The 20,183-nt window shown below is 68.3% G+C and carries 19 protein-coding genes; 9 read left to right on the forward strand and 10 right to left on the reverse strand.

The features are described from left to right. Positions 1 to 59: 59 nt before the first annotated feature. Together ACNQPB_RS05685 and ACNQPB_RS05690 are read right to left on the reverse strand one after the other, a co-directional pair. Entirely contained in the window at positions 60 to 1,538 is a 1,479-nt protein-coding gene (locus ACNQPB_RS05685; protein WP_498749823.1) for a WXG100 family type VII secretion target, read from the reverse strand. A gap of 190 nt (positions 1,539 to 1,728) precedes the next feature. After that, positions 1,729 to 2,187, reverse strand: coding sequence for an Lrp/AsnC family transcriptional regulator (locus ACNQPB_RS05690; protein ID WP_498749961.1), 459 nt, complete (start codon positions 2,185 to 2,187; stop codon positions 1,729 to 1,731). A 377-nt stretch (positions 2,188 to 2,564) separates the two neighbouring features. Here ACNQPB_RS05690 and gluQRS point away from each other — a divergent pair, with 377 nt between their 5' ends. Genes gluQRS through ACNQPB_RS05705 form a run of 3 tightly spaced genes read left to right on the forward strand, consistent with a single transcriptional unit; the run spans position 2,565 to position 5,249 of the window. Next, on the forward strand, positions 2,565 to 3,455 hold the full coding sequence (gene gluQRS, locus ACNQPB_RS05695; protein WP_498749825.1) for a tRNA glutamyl-Q(34) synthetase GluQRS: 891 nt from the start codon (positions 2,565 to 2,567) through the stop codon (positions 3,453 to 3,455). Positions 3,456 to 3,466: 11 nt separating this feature from the next. Then, positions 3,467 to 4,627 (forward strand): serine hydrolase domain-containing protein, encoded by a 1,161-nt coding sequence (locus ACNQPB_RS05700; RefSeq protein WP_498749827.1) that lies wholly within the window; start codon positions 3,467 to 3,469, stop codon positions 4,625 to 4,627. Between the two features lie 31 nt (positions 4,628 to 4,658). Then, positions 4,659 to 5,249, forward strand: a complete 591-nt coding sequence (locus ACNQPB_RS05705; protein WP_498749828.1) for an HD domain-containing protein — start codon at positions 4,659 to 4,661, stop codon at positions 5,247 to 5,249. Here ACNQPB_RS05705 and ACNQPB_RS05710 read toward each other — a convergent pair. The 7 genes from ACNQPB_RS05710 to ACNQPB_RS05740 form a co-directional block, all read right to left on the reverse strand. Then, positions 5,246 to 6,454: a type II toxin-antitoxin system HipA family toxin gene (locus ACNQPB_RS05710; RefSeq protein ID WP_498749830.1), complete on the reverse strand. Its 1,209-nt coding sequence runs from the start codon at positions 6,452 to 6,454 to the stop codon at positions 5,246 to 5,248. The genes ACNQPB_RS05705 and ACNQPB_RS05710 overlap by 4 nt on opposite strands. Continuing rightward, positions 6,451 to 6,693 (reverse strand): helix-turn-helix transcriptional regulator, encoded by a 243-nt coding sequence (locus tag ACNQPB_RS05715; protein ID WP_498749832.1) that lies wholly within the window; start codon positions 6,691 to 6,693, stop codon positions 6,451 to 6,453. Before ACNQPB_RS05715 ends, ACNQPB_RS05710 begins: the two co-directional genes overlap by 4 nt. Positions 6,694 to 6,900: 207 nt before the next feature. Continuing rightward, a complete protein-coding gene (locus tag ACNQPB_RS05720) occupies positions 6,901 to 8,172 on the reverse strand; it encodes an NYN domain-containing protein (protein ID WP_498749834.1) in 1,272 nt (423 codons plus the stop codon). Positions 8,173 to 8,317: 145 nt separating this feature from the next. Then, on the reverse strand, positions 8,318 to 9,565 hold the full coding sequence (locus ACNQPB_RS05725) for a low temperature requirement protein A (protein ID WP_498749836.1): 1,248 nt from the start codon (positions 9,563 to 9,565) through the stop codon (positions 8,318 to 8,320). A 22-nt stretch (positions 9,566 to 9,587) separates the two neighbouring features. Beyond that, the gene (locus ACNQPB_RS05730; RefSeq protein WP_498749837.1) at positions 9,588 to 10,880 is read right to left on the reverse strand and encodes an ATP-binding protein; all 1,293 of its coding nucleotides are present in this window, start codon (positions 10,878 to 10,880) and stop codon (positions 9,588 to 9,590) included. A gap of 186 nt (positions 10,881 to 11,066) precedes the next feature. Continuing rightward, positions 11,067 to 11,828, reverse strand: coding sequence for an SDR family NAD(P)-dependent oxidoreductase (locus ACNQPB_RS05735; protein WP_498749963.1), 762 nt, complete (start codon positions 11,826 to 11,828; stop codon positions 11,067 to 11,069). 44 nt (positions 11,829 to 11,872) lie between these two features. After that, a complete protein-coding gene (locus ACNQPB_RS05740; RefSeq protein WP_498749964.1) occupies positions 11,873 to 12,805 on the reverse strand; it encodes a fumarylacetoacetate hydrolase family protein in 933 nt (310 codons plus the stop codon). A gap of 171 nt (positions 12,806 to 12,976) precedes the next feature. Between ACNQPB_RS05740 and ACNQPB_RS05745 the strand changes: the two genes are divergently transcribed. The 5 genes from ACNQPB_RS05745 to ACNQPB_RS05765 are packed head-to-tail and all read left to right on the forward strand — an operon-like array spanning position 12,977 to position 17,769. After that, entirely contained in the window at positions 12,977 to 14,338 is a 1,362-nt protein-coding gene (locus ACNQPB_RS05745; protein ID WP_498749839.1) for an L-fuconate dehydratase, read from the forward strand. A gap of 10 nt (positions 14,339 to 14,348) precedes the next feature. Continuing rightward, positions 14,349 to 15,635, forward strand: coding sequence for an alpha-L-fucosidase (locus ACNQPB_RS05750; protein WP_498749840.1), 1,287 nt, complete (start codon positions 14,349 to 14,351; stop codon positions 15,633 to 15,635). Then, positions 15,628 to 15,987, forward strand: a complete 360-nt coding sequence (locus tag ACNQPB_RS05755; RefSeq protein ID WP_498749842.1) for an L-rhamnose mutarotase — start codon at positions 15,628 to 15,630, stop codon at positions 15,985 to 15,987. The genes ACNQPB_RS05750 and ACNQPB_RS05755 overlap by 8 nt, the downstream gene beginning before the upstream one ends. Beyond that, the gene (locus ACNQPB_RS05760; protein WP_498749844.1) at positions 15,984 to 16,934 is read left to right on the forward strand and encodes an aldo/keto reductase; all 951 of its coding nucleotides are present in this window, start codon (positions 15,984 to 15,986) and stop codon (positions 16,932 to 16,934) included. The genes ACNQPB_RS05755 and ACNQPB_RS05760 overlap by 4 nt, the downstream gene beginning before the upstream one ends. After that, positions 16,927 to 17,769, forward strand: a complete 843-nt coding sequence (locus ACNQPB_RS05765; RefSeq protein WP_498749846.1) for an amidohydrolase family protein — start codon at positions 16,927 to 16,929, stop codon at positions 17,767 to 17,769. The genes ACNQPB_RS05760 and ACNQPB_RS05765 overlap by 8 nt, the downstream gene beginning before the upstream one ends. On the opposite strand, the gene ACNQPB_RS05770 is transcribed toward ACNQPB_RS05765, so the two are convergent. Next, complete coding sequence (locus tag ACNQPB_RS05770; protein WP_498749848.1) at positions 17,770 to 18,441, reverse strand: FadR/GntR family transcriptional regulator; 672 nt, start codon at positions 18,439 to 18,441, stop codon at positions 17,770 to 17,772. 208 nt (positions 18,442 to 18,649) lie between these two features. Between ACNQPB_RS05770 and ACNQPB_RS05775 the strand changes: the two genes are divergently transcribed. Further along, positions 18,650 to 20,155: an MFS transporter gene (locus ACNQPB_RS05775; RefSeq protein WP_498749966.1), complete on the forward strand. Its 1,506-nt coding sequence runs from the start codon at positions 18,650 to 18,652 to the stop codon at positions 20,153 to 20,155. The last annotated feature ends 28 nt before the right edge of the window (positions 20,156 to 20,183 follow it).

Raw genomic sequence — 20,183 nt, forward strand, 5'->3', positions numbered from 1 at the left:
GCACGCCGCGGCGGTCAAAGAAACGGCCGCAGCCCGCGCTGCCTTCTGCAGGGGCGGCCTCACTGGTGCACCTCCACATCGAAGCCCGAAAGGAAGCGCCCCGTGATGTCCGGAATGTTGTTGAGGGGGCGGTGCTCCTCAACGCGGCCGTTGAAATCGGAGGCGATGTTATCCCGGGCGCGGTCCGGGTCCGTGGCGAGCAGGTTCTGGTACGCCGGCAGCGTGTCCTGGCTGATGAGCGCCCAGCGGGAGTCGGCGTCGGCGATGTTCCCGTCCGGGAAGCCTGTGGTGAAGTCGGTACGGAACTGGAGCGGGTTGTCCCAGCCGGTGACCGGCAACTTCTCCGGGCCGGGGCTTTCCACGCTGTAGGTGTAGGGGAACACCTCCGGGAAGCTCTTCGCGCCCGGGATGGAGGGTTCGCCCGCCAGGGTGACCATGTAGGTGACCGCCTCGCCGCCTGGGTGGTTCTTCATGTTGACGTAGTCGTCGGCGATGATCTCGTTCTGCTCGCGGTACAACAGCGCCGTGTTGCCCTTCTGGATCCCGGCGGGGTCGCCGGAATCAATGGCCGCCCAGGCTTGGGCGGTACCCGCGTCGATTGCGCCCGAATCCCGCAGCCGGTTGATCTCCTCGATGCCGCCGTTCATGTACGCCTCGTGCTGGCGGGCCTGGTCAAGGAAGATCTCCTTGTTCATGTCCAGCATGGAGGTTTCGTAGAACTTGATCTCCTGGTCCGTCATCCCGGCCAGCTGCTCAAGCTGGTCCATGACCGGCAGCGGAATGTCGGACACCGGATTGTTGGTGATCTGTTGCGCGAGATCCCGCATCAATGCCATGTCCTTGAACCCGCCGGCAAAGGACGGTCCGATCATGTTGGCCATGCCCGCCCACTGCAGGTCCGGATTTTCCAGGTAGGCCTTGCCGTAGAAGTCATAGACCTTCTTGATGGTTTCCCAGTTGTATTCGGTGCCCTTGGAGGTGTCCCAGTCGGCCGGGTCGATGCCCATCTCCCGCATGGCCTGTTGGTTCCAGTAGTCGCTCAGGAAATCGGCGTACTCCTTGGAGTTCTTGGTGATCAAGCCGGAGTCGGCGGCCGCGTCCGTGGCGGCCTTGGCAGCTTCCGGGTGCTCGAGTGCCCATCGCTTGAACTCGTCGCTCGCCAGGTAGGCCTTCCGCTCGGCCGGCGTCATGTGCTCGAGCCTGTCCGTGAGTTCATGGCCATCGGCATTTTGCCCGCGCGGTCCGCCGGTGCCGCCGATCCCGCCGCCAGTGATGCTTGCCTTGTCCTGTTCGTCGGCGTTCTTCAGCAGGGTCTTGCTCGCTGCCTCCATCTGCCCCGCCGCCTTCTTGAGGGCCGGCAGGTGGGCGGAGCTCCAGTCGCTGCGGAACCGCTCGCCGTCAGTCCCGCGCCAGCCGGTGCCGGACAGCGTGCTGCTCAGCTGCTGGCCCAGCGCAGTGAGCTTGTGCGCCCCGCCGGCCATGGTCTTGGCGAGCTGGCGCAGCTGTGCGACGTCTGCGCCGTAAAAAGTTCCGGACATGATTCCCCCGAGCAAATGTCTGTGCTGCGCCAGCCGTTCCGGCATTGCCGATCCTACGTGCCCTGCCGGCGGGCGGCGATGGGGAGAGCTGGCCCCCTGTGGACGGTGCTTCGGGGGGGGGCACCGTTTCCGGGGACACCGCCGACGGCGGCCTGCGCCTTTGGCGCGGTGCGTCACCCGGGGGTGCCGCTCAGCTCCGCAGCAGCCCTGTGGTGCGGTACGGGATCACTTCGCGCAGGAACATGCTGGTGGACGTTCGGACGATACCCGGGCAGAGCCGAATCTCCTCGGAAACCCGGTAGAGGTCATCCGGGCTCGTGGCGACCACGCGGATGATGAGGTCGGTGTCGCCGGCGGGGGCGTGGCATTCCAGGACTTCGGGGATGTCCCGCAGCGCCGCGATGGCCTCGTTCAGCCGGTGCTGGTCCAGTTCGGCGCTCACCGCCGCGGCCACCCCGCGGCCCAGTGCGGCGGGCACAACCCGGCTGCTGTTGGGACGCAGGGCGCCGGATTCCGACATCCGCTCCAGGCGCGACTGCACGGTGCCCCGGGCCAGGCCCAGGCGCTGGGCAAGCACCATGACCGGGAGGCGGGGATCGTCGTCGAGCGCGGCGAGGATCCGCCTGTCCGTTGCGTCCAGTTCCTGCAAAGTGACCACCGCCTGTCTATCGCCTGCTGCCAGATTGATCAGATTGACCAGTTTGGATTTGATCCGTTGCACCAACTGTAGTGTCTCTGCTCGAATAGTGGCAGCAAAGGGAGACGGCCACCGCCGCGTCCCACCCGGCAACGGAATCCCCGGCACACCTCCCGGAAACCGCACAACCGTCCCGCAAGGACGCCGCCGCTGATTGACTCTTGTTCACACCAACGTCAGTCCTACACAGCCGGCCCTGCCGGCCGCCAGGAGCCCCTGAGCCACCGATCCTGCCGGTAGCTGAGGGGCTCTTGTGCTGTCCCGGGAACCGTCGAATCCGCGGGGCGCCGTCGCGCAATTCCGTCGGTGCCGCCGATTACGCTGGACCCATGACAGCAGCCGGCCGCTTCGCTCCCAGCCCCTCAGGTGAACTGCACGTCGGCAACCTCCGCACGGCGCTCCTGGCATGGCTGTTCGCCCGCTCCACCGGCCGCCGTTTCCTGCTCCGGGTCGAGGACCTGGACCGGGCCAGGGCCGGTGCCGAAGAAGTGCAGCTGCGGGACCTGTCCGCGGTCGGCGTCGACTGGGACGGCGCAGTGGTGCGCCAGACGGACCGCGGTCCGCTCTACACGGAGGCCATCCGGCGCCTCGAGCAAGCCGGCCTCACCTACGAATGCTTCTGTACCCGCCGCGAAATCCAGGACGCGCCGTCCGCCCCACACGCACCCCAGGGCGCCTACCCCGGAACCTGCCGCCGGCTGACGGCGGCGGAGCGGGACCTCCGCCGGGCCAACCGCCCCGCCGCCATCCGGCTGCGCGCCAGCGTCAGCGAATGGACCGTCGAGGACGAACTGCACGGCCGCTACCTCGGCACCGTGGACGATTTCGTGCTACGCCGCAACGACGGCGTCACCGCCTACAACCTGGCCGTGGTGGTGGACGACGCCGAACAGGGCATCGACCAGGTGGTCCGCGGTGACGACCTCCTCTCCTCCGCGCCCCGGCAGGCGTACCTCGCCTCGCTGCTGGGACTCCAGGTGCCGCAGTACGCGCACGTTCCCCTGGTGGTTAACCACGACGGCGCCCGACTGGCCAAGCGGGACGGTGCCGTGACGCTCGCGGACCTCGCCGCCGTCGGGCTTTCGGCCGAAAAGGTGCGGGAGCTGATCCTGGCGTCCCTCGGGCTGCCCGGTGACCTGAAGGAGGCGCTCGCCGTGTTCGACCCAGCCGCGCTGCCGAGGGAACCGTGGGTGTGGGACGCCGCGATGGCTGCCCGCTAAGCTGTTTTCCCATGGATGCACGGACCGCCGCTTCTGGACACATTGCCCCCGGTTTTGAAGCCGTTGCCGAACTCTTCGGCCGCTACCTTGCCGAAGATCCGGAGTATTCGGCGCAGCTGGCCGCCTACCACCGCGGCGTCAAGGTCCTGGACCTGAGCGGCGGGCCGCATATCCGTCCCGATTCCGTCACCGGCGTGTTCTCCTGCTCCAAGGGCATGGCCGGCCTGGTCATCGCCTTGCTGGTGCAGGACGGCGTGCTGGATCTCGACGCCGAGGTGGTCAAGTACTGGCCGGAGTTCGGCGCCCAAGGGAAGTCCGGCATCACCGTCGTGCAGCTCCTCTCGCACCAGGCCGGGCTCCTGGGCGTCGAAGGCGGACTCTCCTTCGACGAATGCAACCACTCGGAACTGGCCGCGGCCCGGCTCGCCGCCCTGCCTCCGCTCTGGAAGCCGGGAACGGCCTTCGGCTATCACGCCCTGACCATCGGCGTCTTCATGGAGGAACTCTGCCGCCGCATCACCGGGAGCACCCTGCAGGAGATCTTCGAACAGCGGATCCGTTCCGTGGCCGGGGCGGATTTCTATCTGGGTCTGCCCGAGGCCGAGGAGCCGCGCTACGCCACCCTGCGCTGGATGGCTGATCCCATCCGGCCCTGGACCGACCCCGCCAGCCACTTCGGCCTTGCCGCCAACGCCGGGACCGCCGAGGTCCTTGACCTGCCCAACATCCGCGAAGTCCGGGCGGCCGGGCTCAGCTCGGTTGCCGGTGTCGCCAGCGCGGAAGGCATGGCCCGCGTCTACGCTGCCGCCCTCACCGGACTGATGCCCGACGGCGGCGCGCCGGGTTCCGGAACCGGACCCGCCGTCGCGCCTCTTCTCAGCGAGGAGACCATCCGGGCTGTCTCGGCCGAGCAGGTGTTCGGGATGGACCGCGTCTTCGGCGATGCCGGCTGCTTCGCCACCGTTTTCATGAAATCGCACGCCCGGATGCCGTTCGGCAGCTACCGGGCCTTCGGCCACGACGGCGCCGGCGGTGCCCTCGGCTACGCGGATCCGGTGTACGGACTGGCCTTCGGCTACGTGCCGCAGCAGGCTGAGCCCGGCGGCATCGGCTGCCGGAATTTCGAGCTGAGCGCAGCCGTGCGGAAAGCTGTGTCGGAACTGGGCGGCTAATACTGTCGGAGCCGGGGCCTAGTATCAAGGCATGAGCGCACCCCGATTTACCGTTGAAACTGCCCGGGTCCTGGCCGAGGTGGCGCACAACCGCCAGAAGGACAAACTTAAGCGGCCGTATGTGGAGCACGTGTTCGCGGTGGGGGACGCGCTGGCTGATTTCGACGACGACATCCGGATTGCCGGTTACCTGCACGATATCGCCGAGGACACTCCCATCACCCGGCAGGCCCTCGAGGACATGGGTGTTTCGCAGCGCGCCATCGGCATTATTGAGCGGGTCACGCGCCGCCTCCATGACAACCCTGACGATTACGCCGCCGGCATCCGCTTCGTCGCCGAAGACCACGACGCCACTTTGGTCAAGATCGCGGACAACGCCCACAATTCACTGCCGGAACGTGTCCAGGCCCTGGCGGAGAAGTGGCCGGACAAAGCCCCGAACCCGCGCTACGCCGAGGCCCGCCCGGTTCTCTACAGTGCCGTGCCGAAGGAAGAAATCCGCCTGATCCTGGAGCGCGTCAACCCGCATCTCCTCCAGGAACTGGAGGAGCTCGCAGGGCCCGCGCCGGCAGGGGTCCCTGCCGAGCGGAGGGAGGACGGGGAAGCCGGTGAGGATTAGCCCTCCATCAGCCGGCGCCGGTGCCGGAGCTCCTTGATCCAGTCCCTGGTCTGCATCGCCCCGAAAGGCGAGGCGCCGCCGTCGAGGTCTTCGGCAAGGGGCCCGGCCGCCTTCAGCGCGATGTCCAGCACCCGCAGCGCCGCCCGTTCCGGCAGGCCCAGGTGCTGCGCCCAGGCGAGGTAGTGCTTGCGCGAGATGCCGAACTTCTTGCCGCCGATGCCCAGGGCCAGGGTCTTGTCGCCGTAGACCACGGTTGAGGGGATGTCGTAGACCGGGGCGATCGTGTATTCGCCGCTCTGTCCCTCCACAGACCGTCCCTGCACCATGGAGACGTTCTTGGCGTGCAGGTCGCCGTTGCCCGTGAGCCAGGCGAAGGCCAGCTGCAGCGCGAGGTTCCGCAGCGCCGGCAGCGGGGCCGCGCAATGGGCGGCCAGGGCCGCGCACACTTCACCGTAGGGCACGCTGTACTTGTCCGCCGGATACAGCCCCATCACCTGGGCGCCATCCTCGACGGCGAGCCGCAGCGTGCCGCCGTCACCCGAGGTGACCCGGTCGAAACGTTCCACGAGCAGCCCGGCCCGCCCGCCGACGTCGTGCACCAGCTGCACGCCGGCCACCGGAACCCGCAGCCGCCGCGCATAGCGGAACATCAGGAACTCGTTCTCCACAACGAAGGGGAACTCCGGGGCGTTGAGCTTGAGGATGAAGCGCTTGCCGGACTGCGCTACAGGGAGCGAAATCATCCCGGCCGACAACTTGTCCTGCACACCCGCCAGCGCCACCGGGTCGATGAGCCCGGAGTCGCCGAGCAGGGCGTCGAAATCCAGCGGCAACTTAGGGTCCATCACGACGGCGGAGCCGCCTTCCGTGGGCGGCTCGCCGTGCGGAACGGTCTGGACATCTCCCACGGCGTCGCCGCCGGCGGCCATGAGGAGGGCGAGTTCGTCGTCGGCGCTGGCCTTGACCGCGCGCCGGAGGGAGTTCAGGCGGCGGCCCTCCGGCAGCAGCCCGGTGAAGTAGGGCGGCACCGCGCCGCTTGGCGTGAAGACCGGCTCGCCCGAGAGGGGGAGCGTGGTCGCGACGGGCGGGCCGCCGGCGTCGAGATACTTCGGCAAATAGCTGAACACGGTGCCGCCGGCATGCCGTTCAATGCGCCCGGCCAGGACGCCCTGCTTATAGACGTCGGCGATCCGGTGGAAGGTCATTGCGCGGGCTCCGCTGCTGAAACGGACGCGGCCGTGGACACGTCCAGCTCGAGCCCCAGCGTGCCGAGCACGGCCAACAACTGTTCGAGCTGCACGGTGGTTTTGCCCTGCTCGACGAAGCGGACGAAGCGTTCGGAGACCCCGGCGAGGTCGGCGACGTCGGCCTGGCTGAGGGACAGCGCGGCACGGCGGGAACGGACAGCGCTGCCCAAAGCGGTGCTGAAGTCCGCGGGATCCATCCGATTGCCTTTCGTCATATCGGCACGAACGTGCCGATATGACCATTTTCCCTCCGGGGTCGGTCCGGAACAAGGGCCATCACACGGAAATCGGCACGTACGTGCCGCAAGGACTCAGTCCGCCGGGGGACGGATGCGTTGCGAGGCCTGCTCTACGTCCTTTCCCGTGCTCAATGCACGTAGAGCGGGCCCCACAACGTGGGGGTCTCAGTCCGTGGCGGGAGCGGAGGCTTCTGCTTGAGGCTTCTGCTTCGAAGGCGGCTTCACGAGTCCGCCGCCGGCCCAGCGCCTGAGCTCCGCGACCTCCGCCTCGTCGAATTCAAGAAGGGCCAGGCGGCAGAGTTCCTCGACGTTCCGGGTCCATGCGGTCGCAAGGCTCACCGCGGTGGCTTCGTCCGCCAAGGCGTCCGTGTAGTTCAGCCCTTGGATGATGAAGTTCACCGCGGCCCGGGAGACGGCATGGCCGGCGGCCACGCAGTGGTCCCGCACCGATCTGGTGAGCTCATTCCTGTTGGGCGGGTGCTCGCGGAGAACAGCCTCCAAGGAGAGGAACACCTGCCGGAACTGCGCCCTGGAGAGCGCCGGCACGTCGGTCACCCTTGCTACGTGCTCCTCGACGGCGGAGCGTGCTTCCGCTTCCTGGGGAAGGTCCGCAGCGGAGAACCGCCGGGCGTCCCACACCCAGCCGGGCGTCGGCGTCGGCGAGTATTCGATTCCGTTCCCGAGCTGCGCGATCCATGCCCCGAACTTGCCGTGGCCGCCCCAGTCCGTTTTCAGGGACGGTTCCGCGGTCAATGCCCGGTGTGCGGCCACGGATCCAGTGACCGGTCCCGGCGACGAGCGGACAAGGCTGCTGACTTCCTTGGCGGCGGCACCCTTCCGCGGGGCCGGTGCGGGCGCCCGTCCTTCGCCGCGGGGGAGGACTCCAGTGCCGGCGTCGGCAGAGGATCCGGTGAGGATGGCGGCGAAGTCGTTCGATTCCACCACGTGGTCCGCCATCTCCCGGTAGGCGAACGCGACGGGGCCGGCCGCGATCACGGTGGTGATGCGGTCGGCGGCCCGGAACCGCGCGATCAATGAGGTGAAGTCGGCATCGGCGGACGCGATCACGAACTCATCGATGCCCACCGGCCCGGCCAGGACATCCATGGCATCCAGGACGAGGTTGATGTCAGTGCTGCTCTTTCCCCTTTGCGTGAGGGAAGGGCAGTCAATGACACGGAAGCCGGCCCGCGTCCAGTACACTCGGTACTTCGAGTAGATCACGGGGTTCAAGTAGCAGTTGCGGATAAGGAACCGCCGGGCCGCTTCCCGCCCGCCTCCTCCTGCCAGGGCCGACGTCCATTGCTTGGGGTCCTCGGCGAACACCTTGGCAGCCGCGGGATCCACTGCCTGCAGACCGGAATAGACGTTGTCGAAGTCGACAAACATGGCCGCGCGGATGCCCGGACGGCGGACCTGGCTCGGAGGCACGATCATCCGCTTAGTTTTGCATTCCGCGGGCCCCCGGACCAGTGGTCCGGGGGCGCTTTCCGGGGGTAGACGCCGCGTTGTGAGGCCCGCTCTGCGTCCTTTGACGCGCGCAAAGGACGCAGAGAGGGCCTCACAAGTTGGCTATCCGGGATTAGCCCGCCGTCTCGATGCCAAGCTTTTCGAGGGCCCGTGCCCGGCGCCGGTGCCCCACGAGTTCGTCTTCGAGGATGGCCGCAGCCGGGGCCGCGAGGATCACCAGCAGACAGATTGTCACCGGCACGTTGACGGCCGCCAACGCAACAGCGGCGGCCGCTGCAACAAGCACAAGGAAAGTGAGCATTAGGTTGGCGCGGTTCACGCCCAACAGGCTTCCGTAAATCCAGGTGAGGGTGACTTTGAAGACCGCCACCGGAATGGCGACGCTGGCAACGGCAGCAGCGGCGCTGATGTGGGCCTCATGGTCGATGTAGTAGGCCATGACGTGCAGGCCGGCGCCGGTGGCGGCGATGGACGCGAAGATGATCATGTGCCCATAGCCGAACGTGAAGGCGTGATTCCTGCGCAGGTGCAGGGCCTGGCCGGCCGGAAGGATGAAGTACACCCACCACATGGTGAAGGCCAGCCCGGTTCCGCCGAGTCCGACCAGTGCTGCGTCCAAGGTCCAACCGTGCAAGGCAACGATCGAACGGAGCGTTTCGATGGCACCGATCAGGCATTCGCCAAGCGCAATGATGGCAAGCAGGCCATAGCGTTCTGCGATGTGGTGTGCGTGCCACGGAGTCTTGACCCTGCGCTCGGCGATGAGAGGAGCGGCCATTTCCAGAACGAACAAAGGCGCGTAGATCAGGAAAGTAGTGGGGATATCCGTCTTCACGAAGACCACAACCACCCACCCCACTTGTGCCACGGCCAACAGGCTGGCGTACGTGAGGCAGGTCTTGCGTCGTTGCGGGTCCTGCCGGGCGGCCCGCAGCCACTGGAAGATCAGGGCAACGCGCATCACCACGTAGCCGAGCACCAGGACGCCGTTGTTCACGTACTCGCCTTCAAGCAGCGATTGGAACAGGGGCTCGATTCCCATGGTCAGGATGAGCACGCCAACCATCTGGACCATGGTGACGATCCGGAAGATCCAATCATCGGTGTCGTACGCGCTGGCGAACCAGGAGAAATTGATCCAGGCCCACAGCACGCCGAACATCGCGAAGGCGAAGCCGATCAGGCCTGCGCCCACGTGGTTCTCCGCCACTGTGTGCGCAAACTGGCTGCCGGCCACGCTGAACGCAATGACGAACGTCAGGTCGAAGAAGAGTTCCAGGGGAGTGGCGGCACGGTGCTGTTCATGGGGATCGCGGCCGCCCATACGGGAGAGCGCATGGCGGAGGGGGTTGCTCGGCATGGTCACACAGTATCGCGGGGGACTAAACCCGCCCCAGGACGTCGATGTCCTCGAGGAACTCCTGCTGGACTTCCTCGCTGACGGTGGTCTTGGTGTCCGCGATCGCGTCCAGGTAGTCCTGCGTGGTCGGGCCCTTGCGTCCGTTGCCTGAAGAACCGCCGTTGGAGTAAACAGCGAATTCCAGCGCCCGCTGGGAGGCGCTGCGGGCGGCGAACTCGATGTCCGCGGGGGAGAAGCCCTCGGTGCGCTCCACGAGCAGGGCCACGTCCACGGAGTCCACCACGGTTGCCGGGATGAAGCGCTGCCACATGGCCTCGCGGGCGTGGACATCCGGCAGGCCGATCGGGATGACGTAGTCGAAGCGGCCGTGGCGCAGGAACGCCGAGTCGAGGGCCCGGATGAAGTTGGTGGCGCAGACCAGGAGGCGGCCGGGCTGTTCGCGGAACGCCGGGATGATCTTGAGGAGCTCGTTGGTGACGCCCTGCAGCGGTGAAGGCGGATCCCCGGCACGCTGGGCCGCGATCTCCTCCACCTCGTCAATGAACACCACGGCATGCTCCAGCTCGGCGATTTCCAGGAAGGTCTCGCGCAGCGCGCCGGCCAGGCCCTTGGGGTCGGAGGCGAGCCGGGAGGGGAAGACCTCCACGAACGGCCACTCCAGCCGGGACGCGATGGCCTTGGCGAAGGTGGTCTTGCCGGTGCCGGGCGGACCGAAGAGCACCACCGCGCGCGGCGGCACCACGCCGTATTCGTCGGCGAGATCGGCCTCGGCCAGCGGCAGCACCAGGCGCCGCTCCAGCAGTTCCTTTTCACGCTTCATGCCAGCCACGTTTTCCCAGAGGTCGCGCGCCAGCACCCGGCCGCCGAGCAGGCTCAGCGGCTCCAGCTCCTGGCGCTGCACCGGGATGGTCCGCTCGAAGTAGCGCAGGTTCTTCTTCACCACGAAGCCGCGGCCCAGGAACGCCTCCACCCGGGTTTCGCTCTCTGGCATCAATGCGGACAGTTTGTTAAGGCCGTGCGGGGCCATCCGGTTCTCGACGGCGGCCAGCAGCGACGTGCCGATCCCGCGGCCGCGGAACTCGGGGAGCGTGGACAGGAAGACGATCCAGCCCTGGTCGTGCGCGGCCCGTCCGACGGCGGCACCCACCAGCTGTTCGCCCTGAGTCGCCACCACGGCGTGGTCCTTTTCGCAGGAGGCGAGGACCTCGGAGAGGGCGTAGACCGGTTCGACACCGTCAGCCTTGAGCGACTCCCAGAGGTGCAGGATGCCGTCCAGGTCGGACGAATGAAAGTCCCTGATGCGCCAGGTGGTCATGTGCTGCTCCTTGGTGAATCGCCATTGATTGCTGGTGTCGAGCATAGGCGACCAGGGGAACGAGGAAGGTTGCGTTACGGGCAGCACGCCCTCAGTCCTGCGCTCGCTGATTCCAACCGTGCCCGCGGTTTGCAAACCGCGAGGCGGAACCGAAGCCGCGAGCCGGGTGGACGGCAGCGTCCCCGCTTATCCCACCGGGCGCAGCCGCAGCCCCTGCATGCCGCCGTCGATCGCCAGGGAGGTGCCCGACGTCGAGCCGGACAACGGGCTGGCGAGGTATGCGACGGCGCCGGCAACCTCCGCCGGGTCCACCATCCGGCCGTGCGGCTGGCGGGCGTTCAGGGCGGCGCGTTCGGCGGCGGGGTCCGCTGCCGAGTCGAGCAGCCGGCCCACCCACGGGGTGTCCACAGTGCCGGGGTTCACGCAGTTGACGCGGATGCCTTCGCGGATGTGGTCAGCGGCCATGGCGAGCGTCAGGGACAGCACGGCACCCTTCGACGCCGAATACAGCGCCCGCTGCGGCAGCCCCGCCGTCGCGGCGATGGAGCAGGTGTTCACGATCGCGGCGGCCGGCGACTGGCGCAGATAGGGCAGGGCGGCCCGGCCGACGCGCGCGATGCCCACCACGTTGATATCCAGGACCCGCAGCCATTCTTCGTCCGGGTTCGCGGCGATGTCGCCCTGGGCGCCGATGCCTGCGTTGTTGACCACCACGTCCAGGCGGCCGAACTCGCGGACCACGGCGTCGACGGCGGCCCGCACCGAGGCGTCGTCCGCAACGTTGCATTCGACGCAGAAGTGCGGCGAACCGGCCGGATTCAGGTCCAGCACGGCCACCTTCGCTCCGCCTGCGGCGAGCCGGTCCGCGATGGCCGCGCCGATGCCGGAGGCGCCGCCGGTCACGAGGGCGGCCAGGCCCTCGAATTCGCGGCTCACGGAGCCGTTCACGGAGCCGTTGGTCGGGTTGTCAGCCGGTCCGCCGGCCGGGCTGGTCACCGGACTGCCGCGGGGTCCCCCGCGGAGGCTGCGGCGAGGGACTCATTGCCGGCGTCGGGGCGGCCAGCCCGGTAGAACTCCTGGCGCTGGCGGCCCAGGCCTTCGACCTCGAGCTCCACCACGTCGCCGGGCTGCAGGAACGGGAAGCGGCCGGAGAGGGCCACGCCTTCCGGGGTGCCCGTGAGGATCACGTCGCCCGCCTCAAGCACCATGTACTGGCTGAGGTGGTGCACCACGGTGGCGGGATCGAAGATCATGTCCGAGGTGTTCGAGTCCTGGCGGATCTCCCCGTTGACCCAGGTGCGCAGGCGAAGATTGCCGGCGTCCACCTGCTCGGCGGGAACGAGCCACGGGCCCAGCGGGCTCGACGCCGGCAGGGACTTGCCCTTGGTCCACTGGCCTGCGGCGCCAGGCAGCTGGTAGTCGCGTTCGGAGAGGTCGTTGGCCACCACGTAGCCGGCAATGTGCCCAGCGGCTTCCTCGACGGAAGAAAGGTAGGACGCTTCCTTGCCGATCACCACGCCGAGCTCCACTTCCCAGTCGTACTTCGCCGACGACGGCGGGATGGGGGCGGCGTCGAACGGCCCGGCAACGGTGTTGGACGGCTTGAGGAAAACCACCGGAACCTCGGGCGGGGTGGCGCCGGATTCGGCGGCGTGCGCGGTGTAGTTCAGGCCGATGCAGACCACTGAGGCCGGGCGGGCGATGGGGGAGCCGATGCGCAGGCCCTCTGCGGAAATCTCCGGAAGTTCCCCGGATTCGAGGGCTTTCCGGGCGCGGGCAACGCCGTCCGCGGCGAAGAATGCGCCGTCGATGTCCCGGGTCAGTCCGGTGAGGCTGAAGTACTTCGCGGCGCCGTTGCCATCTTCGACGAGGACAACCGGCTGCTCGTTTCCGGCTGCACCCAGCCGGGCGAATTTCACGTTCATGTCTTCCTCCATGCTCAGCGTCATTGCTCCGAGCTTCAAGTGTGTTGTCTTCCCCATTCTTGCGGAAATGTGACCCATTGACAATGGAAACATCCGATGTTTAGTCTCGGTGTGGATGGACAGTCCCGATCAGCCTTCCGGGCCGTACGCGCCGCCTAAGCTAGGAGCACGATGAGCGTCATCACCGCCATGGAAACCCTCGACATCCGGTTCCCCACGTCCCGGGAGCTGGACGGCTCGGACGCCATGAACCCGGATCCGGATTATTCGGCCGCCTACCTGATCCTGCGCACCGACGCGGCGGACGGACACGAAGGCCACGGTTTCGTGTTCACCATCGGCCGCGGCAACGAGGTGGAAACCGCCGCCATCGCCGCGCTGCGGGAACACCTCCTGGGCCGCAACGCTGAGGAACTGCTGGCGGACATGGGCGCCGCTTGGAAGCTGCTCGCCCACGATTCCCAGCTGCGCTGGCTCGGCCCGGAGAAGGGCGTCATGCACATGGCGATCGGCGCCGTCGTCAACGCCCTCTGGGACCTGAAGGCCAAGCGCGCCGGCCTGCCGCTATGGGAGCTGCTGTCCCGCATGAGCCCGGAGGAACTCGTCTCCTTGGTGGACTTCCGCTACCTCAGCGACGCCCTCACGCCCGAGGATGCGCTCGGCATCCTGCGCGCCGCGGAGCCGGGCCGGGAGGCGCGCCGCGCGCGGCTGCTCGCCGAAGGCTACCCGGGATACACGACGACGCCGGGCTGGCTGGGATACAGCGACGAGAAGCTTTCGCGCCTGGCCAGGGAAGCCGTGGCCGAGGGATTCACGCAGATCAAACTCAAGGTGGGGGCCTCCCTGGAGGACGATATCCGCCGCGTCCGCACCGCCCGCGAGGCCGTGGGCCCGGCCATCAGGATCGCCGTCGACGCCAACCAGCGCTGGGACGTCCACGACGCCATCGACTGGATGCGCCACCTCGCCCCTTACGACATCGCCTGGATCGAAGAGCCCACCAGCCCGGACGACATCCTGGGCCATGCCGCGATCGCCCGGGCCGTGGCGCCCATCCCGGTGGCCACCGGCGAACATGTCCAGAACCGGGTGGTGTTCAAGCAGATGCTGCAGGCAGGTTCGCTGCAGGTGCTCCAGCTCGACGCCGCCCGGGTGGCCGGCGTCAACGAGAACGTCGCCATCCTGCTGCTGGCCGCGAAGTTCGGGGTCCGGGTCTGCCCGCACGCCGGCGGGGTGGGGCTGTGCGAGGCGGTGCAGCACCTGTCCATGTTCGACTTTGTGGCGGTCTCCGGCACGAAGGAGGACCGCATGATCGAATTCGTGGACCACCTGCACGAACACTTCGTCACGCCGGTCGAGATGCGAGGAGGCCGCTACTGGCCCCCGACGGCGCCCGGCGGCGGCAGCGAAATGCTCCCCGCAAGCCTGGCGGACTACCGTTACCCGGACGGCCCGGTGTGGGCGGCGGAGGCGCGCACCGCCGCCGAGACGGCCGCCGCCGTCGCCGCAGCAAGCACCGCCGTCGAGAGCTGAAGGAGAAGCCGTGATCCAGCACGCCCCGTGGTTCGAGGAGTCCCGCCTGGGGATGTTCGTGCATTGGGGGCTGTATTCCCTGGCGGCCCGGCACGAGTGGGTGATGAACCGCGAGGAGATCACTGTGGAGGAGTACTCGAAGTACTTCCGCCGCTTCGATCCGGACCTCTACGATCCCCGCGAATGGGCCCGCGCCGCCCGGAACGCCGGCATGAAGTACGTGGTGCTGACCACCAAGCACCACGAGGGCTTCTGCCTCTGGGACTCGGCACTCACGGACTACAAGGCCAGCAACACCCCTGCCGGCCGGGACCTGATCGCACCCTATGTGGAGGCGCTGCGGGCCGAGGGGCTGAAGGTGGGCTTCTACTATTCACTGATCGACTGGCACCACCCCGACTTCACCGTGGACTCCGTGCACCCGCAGCGGAACGCCGACGTCGGGAAGCTGAACGAGGGCCGGGACATGGCCCGCTACCGGGAGTACCTGCATGGCCAGGTCCGCGAACTGCTCAGCAACTACGGCACCATCGACTACCTCTTCTTCGATTTCTCCTACCCGGGCGGCATGGACGGCCACCCGGCCGGCGGCAAGGGCCGGGACGACTGGGGTTCGGAGGAACTCCTGGCCATGGTCCGGGAGTTGCAGCCCGGGATAGTGGTCAACGACCGACTGGACCTGCCGGGCGACTTCCTCACCCCCGAGCAGTACCAGCCGGCCGGTCCCATGATGTCCGGCGGCGTTCCACTTGCTTGGGAGGCGTGCCAGACCCTCAACGGCAGCTGGGGCTATGACCGGGACAACCTGGACTACAAAAGCCCGGACCTCCTCGTGCGGATGCTGGTGGACGGGGTGTCCAAGGGCGGCAATCTCCTGCTGAACGTCGGCCCGACAGCCCGCGGCAGCCTGGACCCGCGCGCCGCGGAGTCCCTGGCGGGCATCGGTGAGTGGATGCGGCTGCACGGCCGCTCCATCTACGGCGCCGGGCCGTCGTCGTACGTTCCGCCCGCCGACGCCCGCTACACCCGGCGCGGCGACCGGCTCTACGTCCACCTGTTCGCGTGGCCGTTCGGCTTCGTGCACCTGCCCGGGCTGGCCGGCAAGGTGGAGTACGCCCAGCTGCTCAACGACGCCTCCGAACTCCGCCTCCAGGAACCGGATCCGGAGCAGCAAGCCTATGGCACCACCCCCGGCGCCCAGCCCGCCGGAACCCTGAGCATCAAACTGCCGGTCCAGCGGCCGCCGGTGGCCGTGCCCGTGCTGGAACTGTTCCTCAAGGAGGGCGCAGATGCCTGAGACCAACGCTCCGCAAGCCAACGCTCAACAAACAACCGCTCCGCAAACCGTTGCCCTGCACACCCGCCTCAAGCCGGGCGCGGAGCAGGAGTACGCCGACGCGCATGCCGCAATTCCGGCCGAACTGGTGGCCGCGCTGAAGGACGCCGGCGTGCGGAACTGGCGCATCTGGCGCAGCGGCCTGGAGCTGTTCCACCTCGTGGAGGTGGACGACTACCAGGCCATGCGCCACGCCCTCGCGAATCACCTCGCCAACGTGCCTTGGCAGGCCCGCATGGCGGAGCTGCTTGAGGTGGAGGACGACTACTCCGGCAACGACTCCGGCATCCCGAAGGTCTGGGAACTGCCATGAGCGGGGGCATTACCGGAAAGCTCGGCAGACTCGGCTTCGGCGGGGCCGGAATCGGCAACCTCTACACCGCGGTCCCCGACGGCGAAGCCCTGGCGACCATACTCGCCGCCTGGGACGCCGGCGTCCGCTACTTCGACACCGCCCCGCACTACGGCCTGGGCCTGTCCGAGCAGCGGCTCGGCGCCGTCCTCCGCGACAAACCGCGCGCCGACTTCGTCATTTCCACCAAGGTGGGCCGGCGGCTCGAACCGCAGGACGCCGCCGGTCGCAGGGACGACGGAGGCTTCGACGTTCCGGCGGACGCCGTGCGCCGCTGGGACTTCAGCGAAAAAGGCATCCGGCAGAGCCTCGAGGATTCCCTCGAACGGCTGGGACTGGACCGGGTGGATATCGCCTACCTGCACGACCCCGATGTGTTCGACCTCGACGCCGGTATCCGGCAGGCGCTACCCGTGCTGGAGAAACTCCGCGGGGAGGGCGTGGTGAACGCGATCGGCGTCGGCACCAACTCGGCGGAAGCCGCGCTCGCATGCGTCGACGGTGCGGATCTGGACCTCGTGATGCTCGCGGGCCGCTACACCCTGCTGGAGCAGCCCGGCGTTCCGCTGCTGGAGCGCTGCGTGGCGCGGGGCACCGGCGTCGTTGCCGTCGGCGCCTTCAACTCCGGGCTCCTGGCCCGGCCCGAGGTGCCCGACACCGCCCATTACAACTATGGGCAGGCACCGCCAGCCCTGCTGGAACGCGCCCGCGCACTGGCGGCACTCTGCCGGGACTTCGGCGTCGAGCTCCCGACGGCGGCCCTGCACTTCCCGCTGCGGCACCCGGCCGTGGTGAACGTGACAGTGGGGGCGCGCAGCCCGGAGCAGGCCGCGGAGAATGCCGCGCGGATGGATGCCGTCGTGCCGGAGGAACTGTGGGAGGCCGTCGCGGAGCTTGCCGGTGATTGACGCGCACCTTCACCTGTGGGAGCTCGAGCCCGGAGGGTATTCCTGGCTCGGGCCGCAGCACGGTGCACTGTTCCGCAGCTTCGGGTCAGTGGAGGCGGCGGGCACTCTGGACGCAGCAGGCGTCCGCGGCGCCGTCCTGGTGCAGGCGGACGACACCCTCGCGGACACGGAGGCGATGCTCGCGGTGGCGGACAGCAACGAGTGGGTGCTCGGCGTCGTCGGCTGGATCCCGCTGGAGCGGCCCGGGGAAGCAGAAACCCAACTGGACCGTTTCACGCGGAACCCGAAGTTCCGGGGCGTGCGGCACCTGGTCCACGACGATCCGCGGGACGGCTTCCTTGAGCTGAGCCCGGTCCGGGAGTCCCTGCGGCTCGTGGCCGGCCGTGGCCTGGCCTTCGACGTCCCCGACGCCTTCCCGCGCCACCTCGGTGCCACCGTCCGCCTGGCCCGGGAGCTCGCGGAGCTCACGGTCGTCCTGGACCACCTAGGCAAACCGCCGCTGGGTGCGGGCACGGATTCGGAGCCCATGGCGCAGTGGCGGGCGGACTTCCGCGCGCTGGGAGCGCTACCGAACACGGTCGCGAAGCTGTCCGGACTGCACCTGCCCGGCGTTCCTTACACGGCCGCGGCCCTGCGGTCCCTGTGGGAGGAGGCGCTGGAAGCGTTCGGTCCGGAACGCTTGATGATCGGCGGCGACTGGCCGGTCAGCACGCTCGGCGCACCCTACGAGCAGACCATCGGCGTGCTGCTGGAGCTGATCGGGGAACTGTCCGACGCCGAACGGCACCACGTTCTCGAAGGAACCGCGGCGCGGATTTACGGACTGGAACTGTAGCTAGAGCGCCTGCCGCAGCCAGTTCTCCACGCCGCTGATGTGCACGGTGACCAGGGCCCGCACCAGTTCGGAGTCGCCGTGCTCCAGGGCATCCGCGATGGCCTTGTGCTCGGCCAGGGTGTGCGCCACGGCCTTCTCCTGGGTGATGCCGCGCCAGATGCGCGCCCGGACCGTGTCTCCGGAGAGGGCCTCAAGCAGCCCGCTGAGGTAGTCGTTCCCGGCGGCCGCGGCGATGATGCTGTGGAACTCGAGGTCGTGGGCCACGAGTTCCTCGACCTCGGTGCCCTCGTCGATGCCTTCCATGGTGGCGCGCAGAGCGGCCACCTCCTCAGGCGTGATGCGGCCGGCCGCCATGTGGGCCGTGGCCGGTTCCAGGATCCGCCGGACTTCGAAGAGCTCCAGGATTGAGCGGTTCTGGTGCAGCTCCACCACAAAGGCCACGGCCTCGTTGAGCAGCTTTGCGTCCAGGCTGGTGACGTAGGTGCCGTCGCCGCGCCGCACGTCCAATACCCGGATCAGCTCCAGGGCCTTCACGGCCTCGCGCAGTGAGCTGCGGGACAAGCCAAGGCTTTCGCTGAGCTCCTTTTCCGGCGGCAGGCGGTCTCCGGCCTTGAGCTCGCCGCGGATCAACATGTCCTTGATCTTGCCGATCGCCTCGTCAGTCACAGCCATGGCTCAATCGTAGCGGCGAGTGGTCCGATGTCTGGGGAATGGCGGTGCCAAGTGGCGGGATTTGAAACTGTACCGTCTGGACGGTATAGTTTGTGATTGTCAGGCTTCCACCCTTTTCGAGAAAGCGGCCACCATGACCATCTCCGTCACCAAGCGCGAACGCTTCGCCGAGAGCGAGGCGGTTTTCCGTCCCGATCCCGTCCGCGGCATGCAGCATGGTGCCGGACGCCGCTGGCTCGCCCTCGGCGCGCTGATGTTCCCCGTGCTGCTGATCGCCGTCGACAACACCGTGCTCAGCTTCGCGGTCCCGTCCCTGTCCCTTGCCCTGCGGCCCAGCGGCACCGAGCTGCTGTGGATCATCGACGTCTATGCCCTGGTGCTGGCCGGCCTGCTGGTCCCGATGGGCAGCATCGGCGACCGGATCGGCCGCCGGAAGCTCCTGCTGATCGGCGCCACGGGCTTCGCGCTCGTCTCCGTGCTGGCATCCTTCGCCACGAACGCCGGCCAGCTGATCGGCGCCCGCGCCCTGTTGGGCGTCTTCGGCGCGATGCTGATGCCCGCAACGCTTTCCCTGATCCGGAACATCTTCACGGACGCCACCGAACGCCGCACCGCGATCGCCGTCTGGGCGGCGGGCTTTTCCGGCGGCGCGGCCCTCGGTCCGCTGGCCGGCGGCCTGCTCCTGGAGCACTTCGAATGGGGTGCCGTGTTCCTGCTGGCCGTGCCCATGCTGCTGCCGCTGCTGATCCTGGCGCCGCTCGTGCTGCCGGAGTCCAAGGACCCGAACCCCGCGCGGATCGACCCGGCCAGCATCCTGCTGGTCATGGCCGCGATGGTTCCGTTCGTCTATGGCATCAAGGAATTCGCGCACGACGGCGGCCCGGCCGCGCTGCTGCCGCTCGCCGTCGGGCTCGCGGCAGGGGTGCTGTTCGTCCGCAGGCAGCTGCGGCGCCAGCGCTCCGGCAGGGCGCCGATGCTGGACATGACCCTGTTCCGGAACAGGGCGTTCAGCGTGTCCCTGGCTGCGAACCTGCTGAGCATCTTCTCGCTGGTGGGCTTCATCTACTTCATGTCCCAGCACCTCCAGCTCGTGGCAGGGCGCACTCCGCTCGAGGCCGGAATGCTCATGCTCCCGGGCATGGCGCTGACCATTGTCGCGGGCCTGCTGACCGTGCCGGTGGTGCGCCGGATCCGGCCGGCCCGCGTGGTCACCGCGGGGCTGCTGATGAACATGAGCGGCTACGCTGTGGTGCTGCTGTTCGGCCAGGGCGGTGACATGTGGGCGCTGCTGCTCGGCTTCGCGATCGTGGGCTCGGGGGTGGGCGCCGCGGAGACCATCTCCAACGACCTCATCCTGGCCAGCGTCCCGGCGCCGCAGGCAGGTGCGGCCTCGGCAATCTCCGAGACCGCCTACGAGGTTGGCTCGGTGATGGGCACCGCGGTGCTCGGCAGCATCCTGACCGCCGCCTACCGCGCCGGCGTCGAGGTCCCGGAAACGCTGTCCGGGGACGCCGCCCGGCAGGCCTCCGAGACCCTCGGCGGAGCGGTCGACGCCGCCCGGCTGCTCCCCGCGGAGCAGGCCCAGGCGCTCCTGGAGTCCGCCCGGCACGCCTTTGACTCCGGCGTCGGGATGACCTCGGCGATCGGCATGGTCCTGATGCTGTCCGCCGCGGTGATGGTCGCCGTCGTGCTGCGTAAGCCCAGAGCTGCTTAAACGAGTTGGCAGTTCGCGGCAATGTTTT

Origin of the sequence: Curtobacterium sp. LFS079, assembly GCF_047977865.1 — a bacterium.
GTDB lineage: Bacteria > Actinomycetota > Actinomycetes > Actinomycetales > Micrococcaceae > Arthrobacter.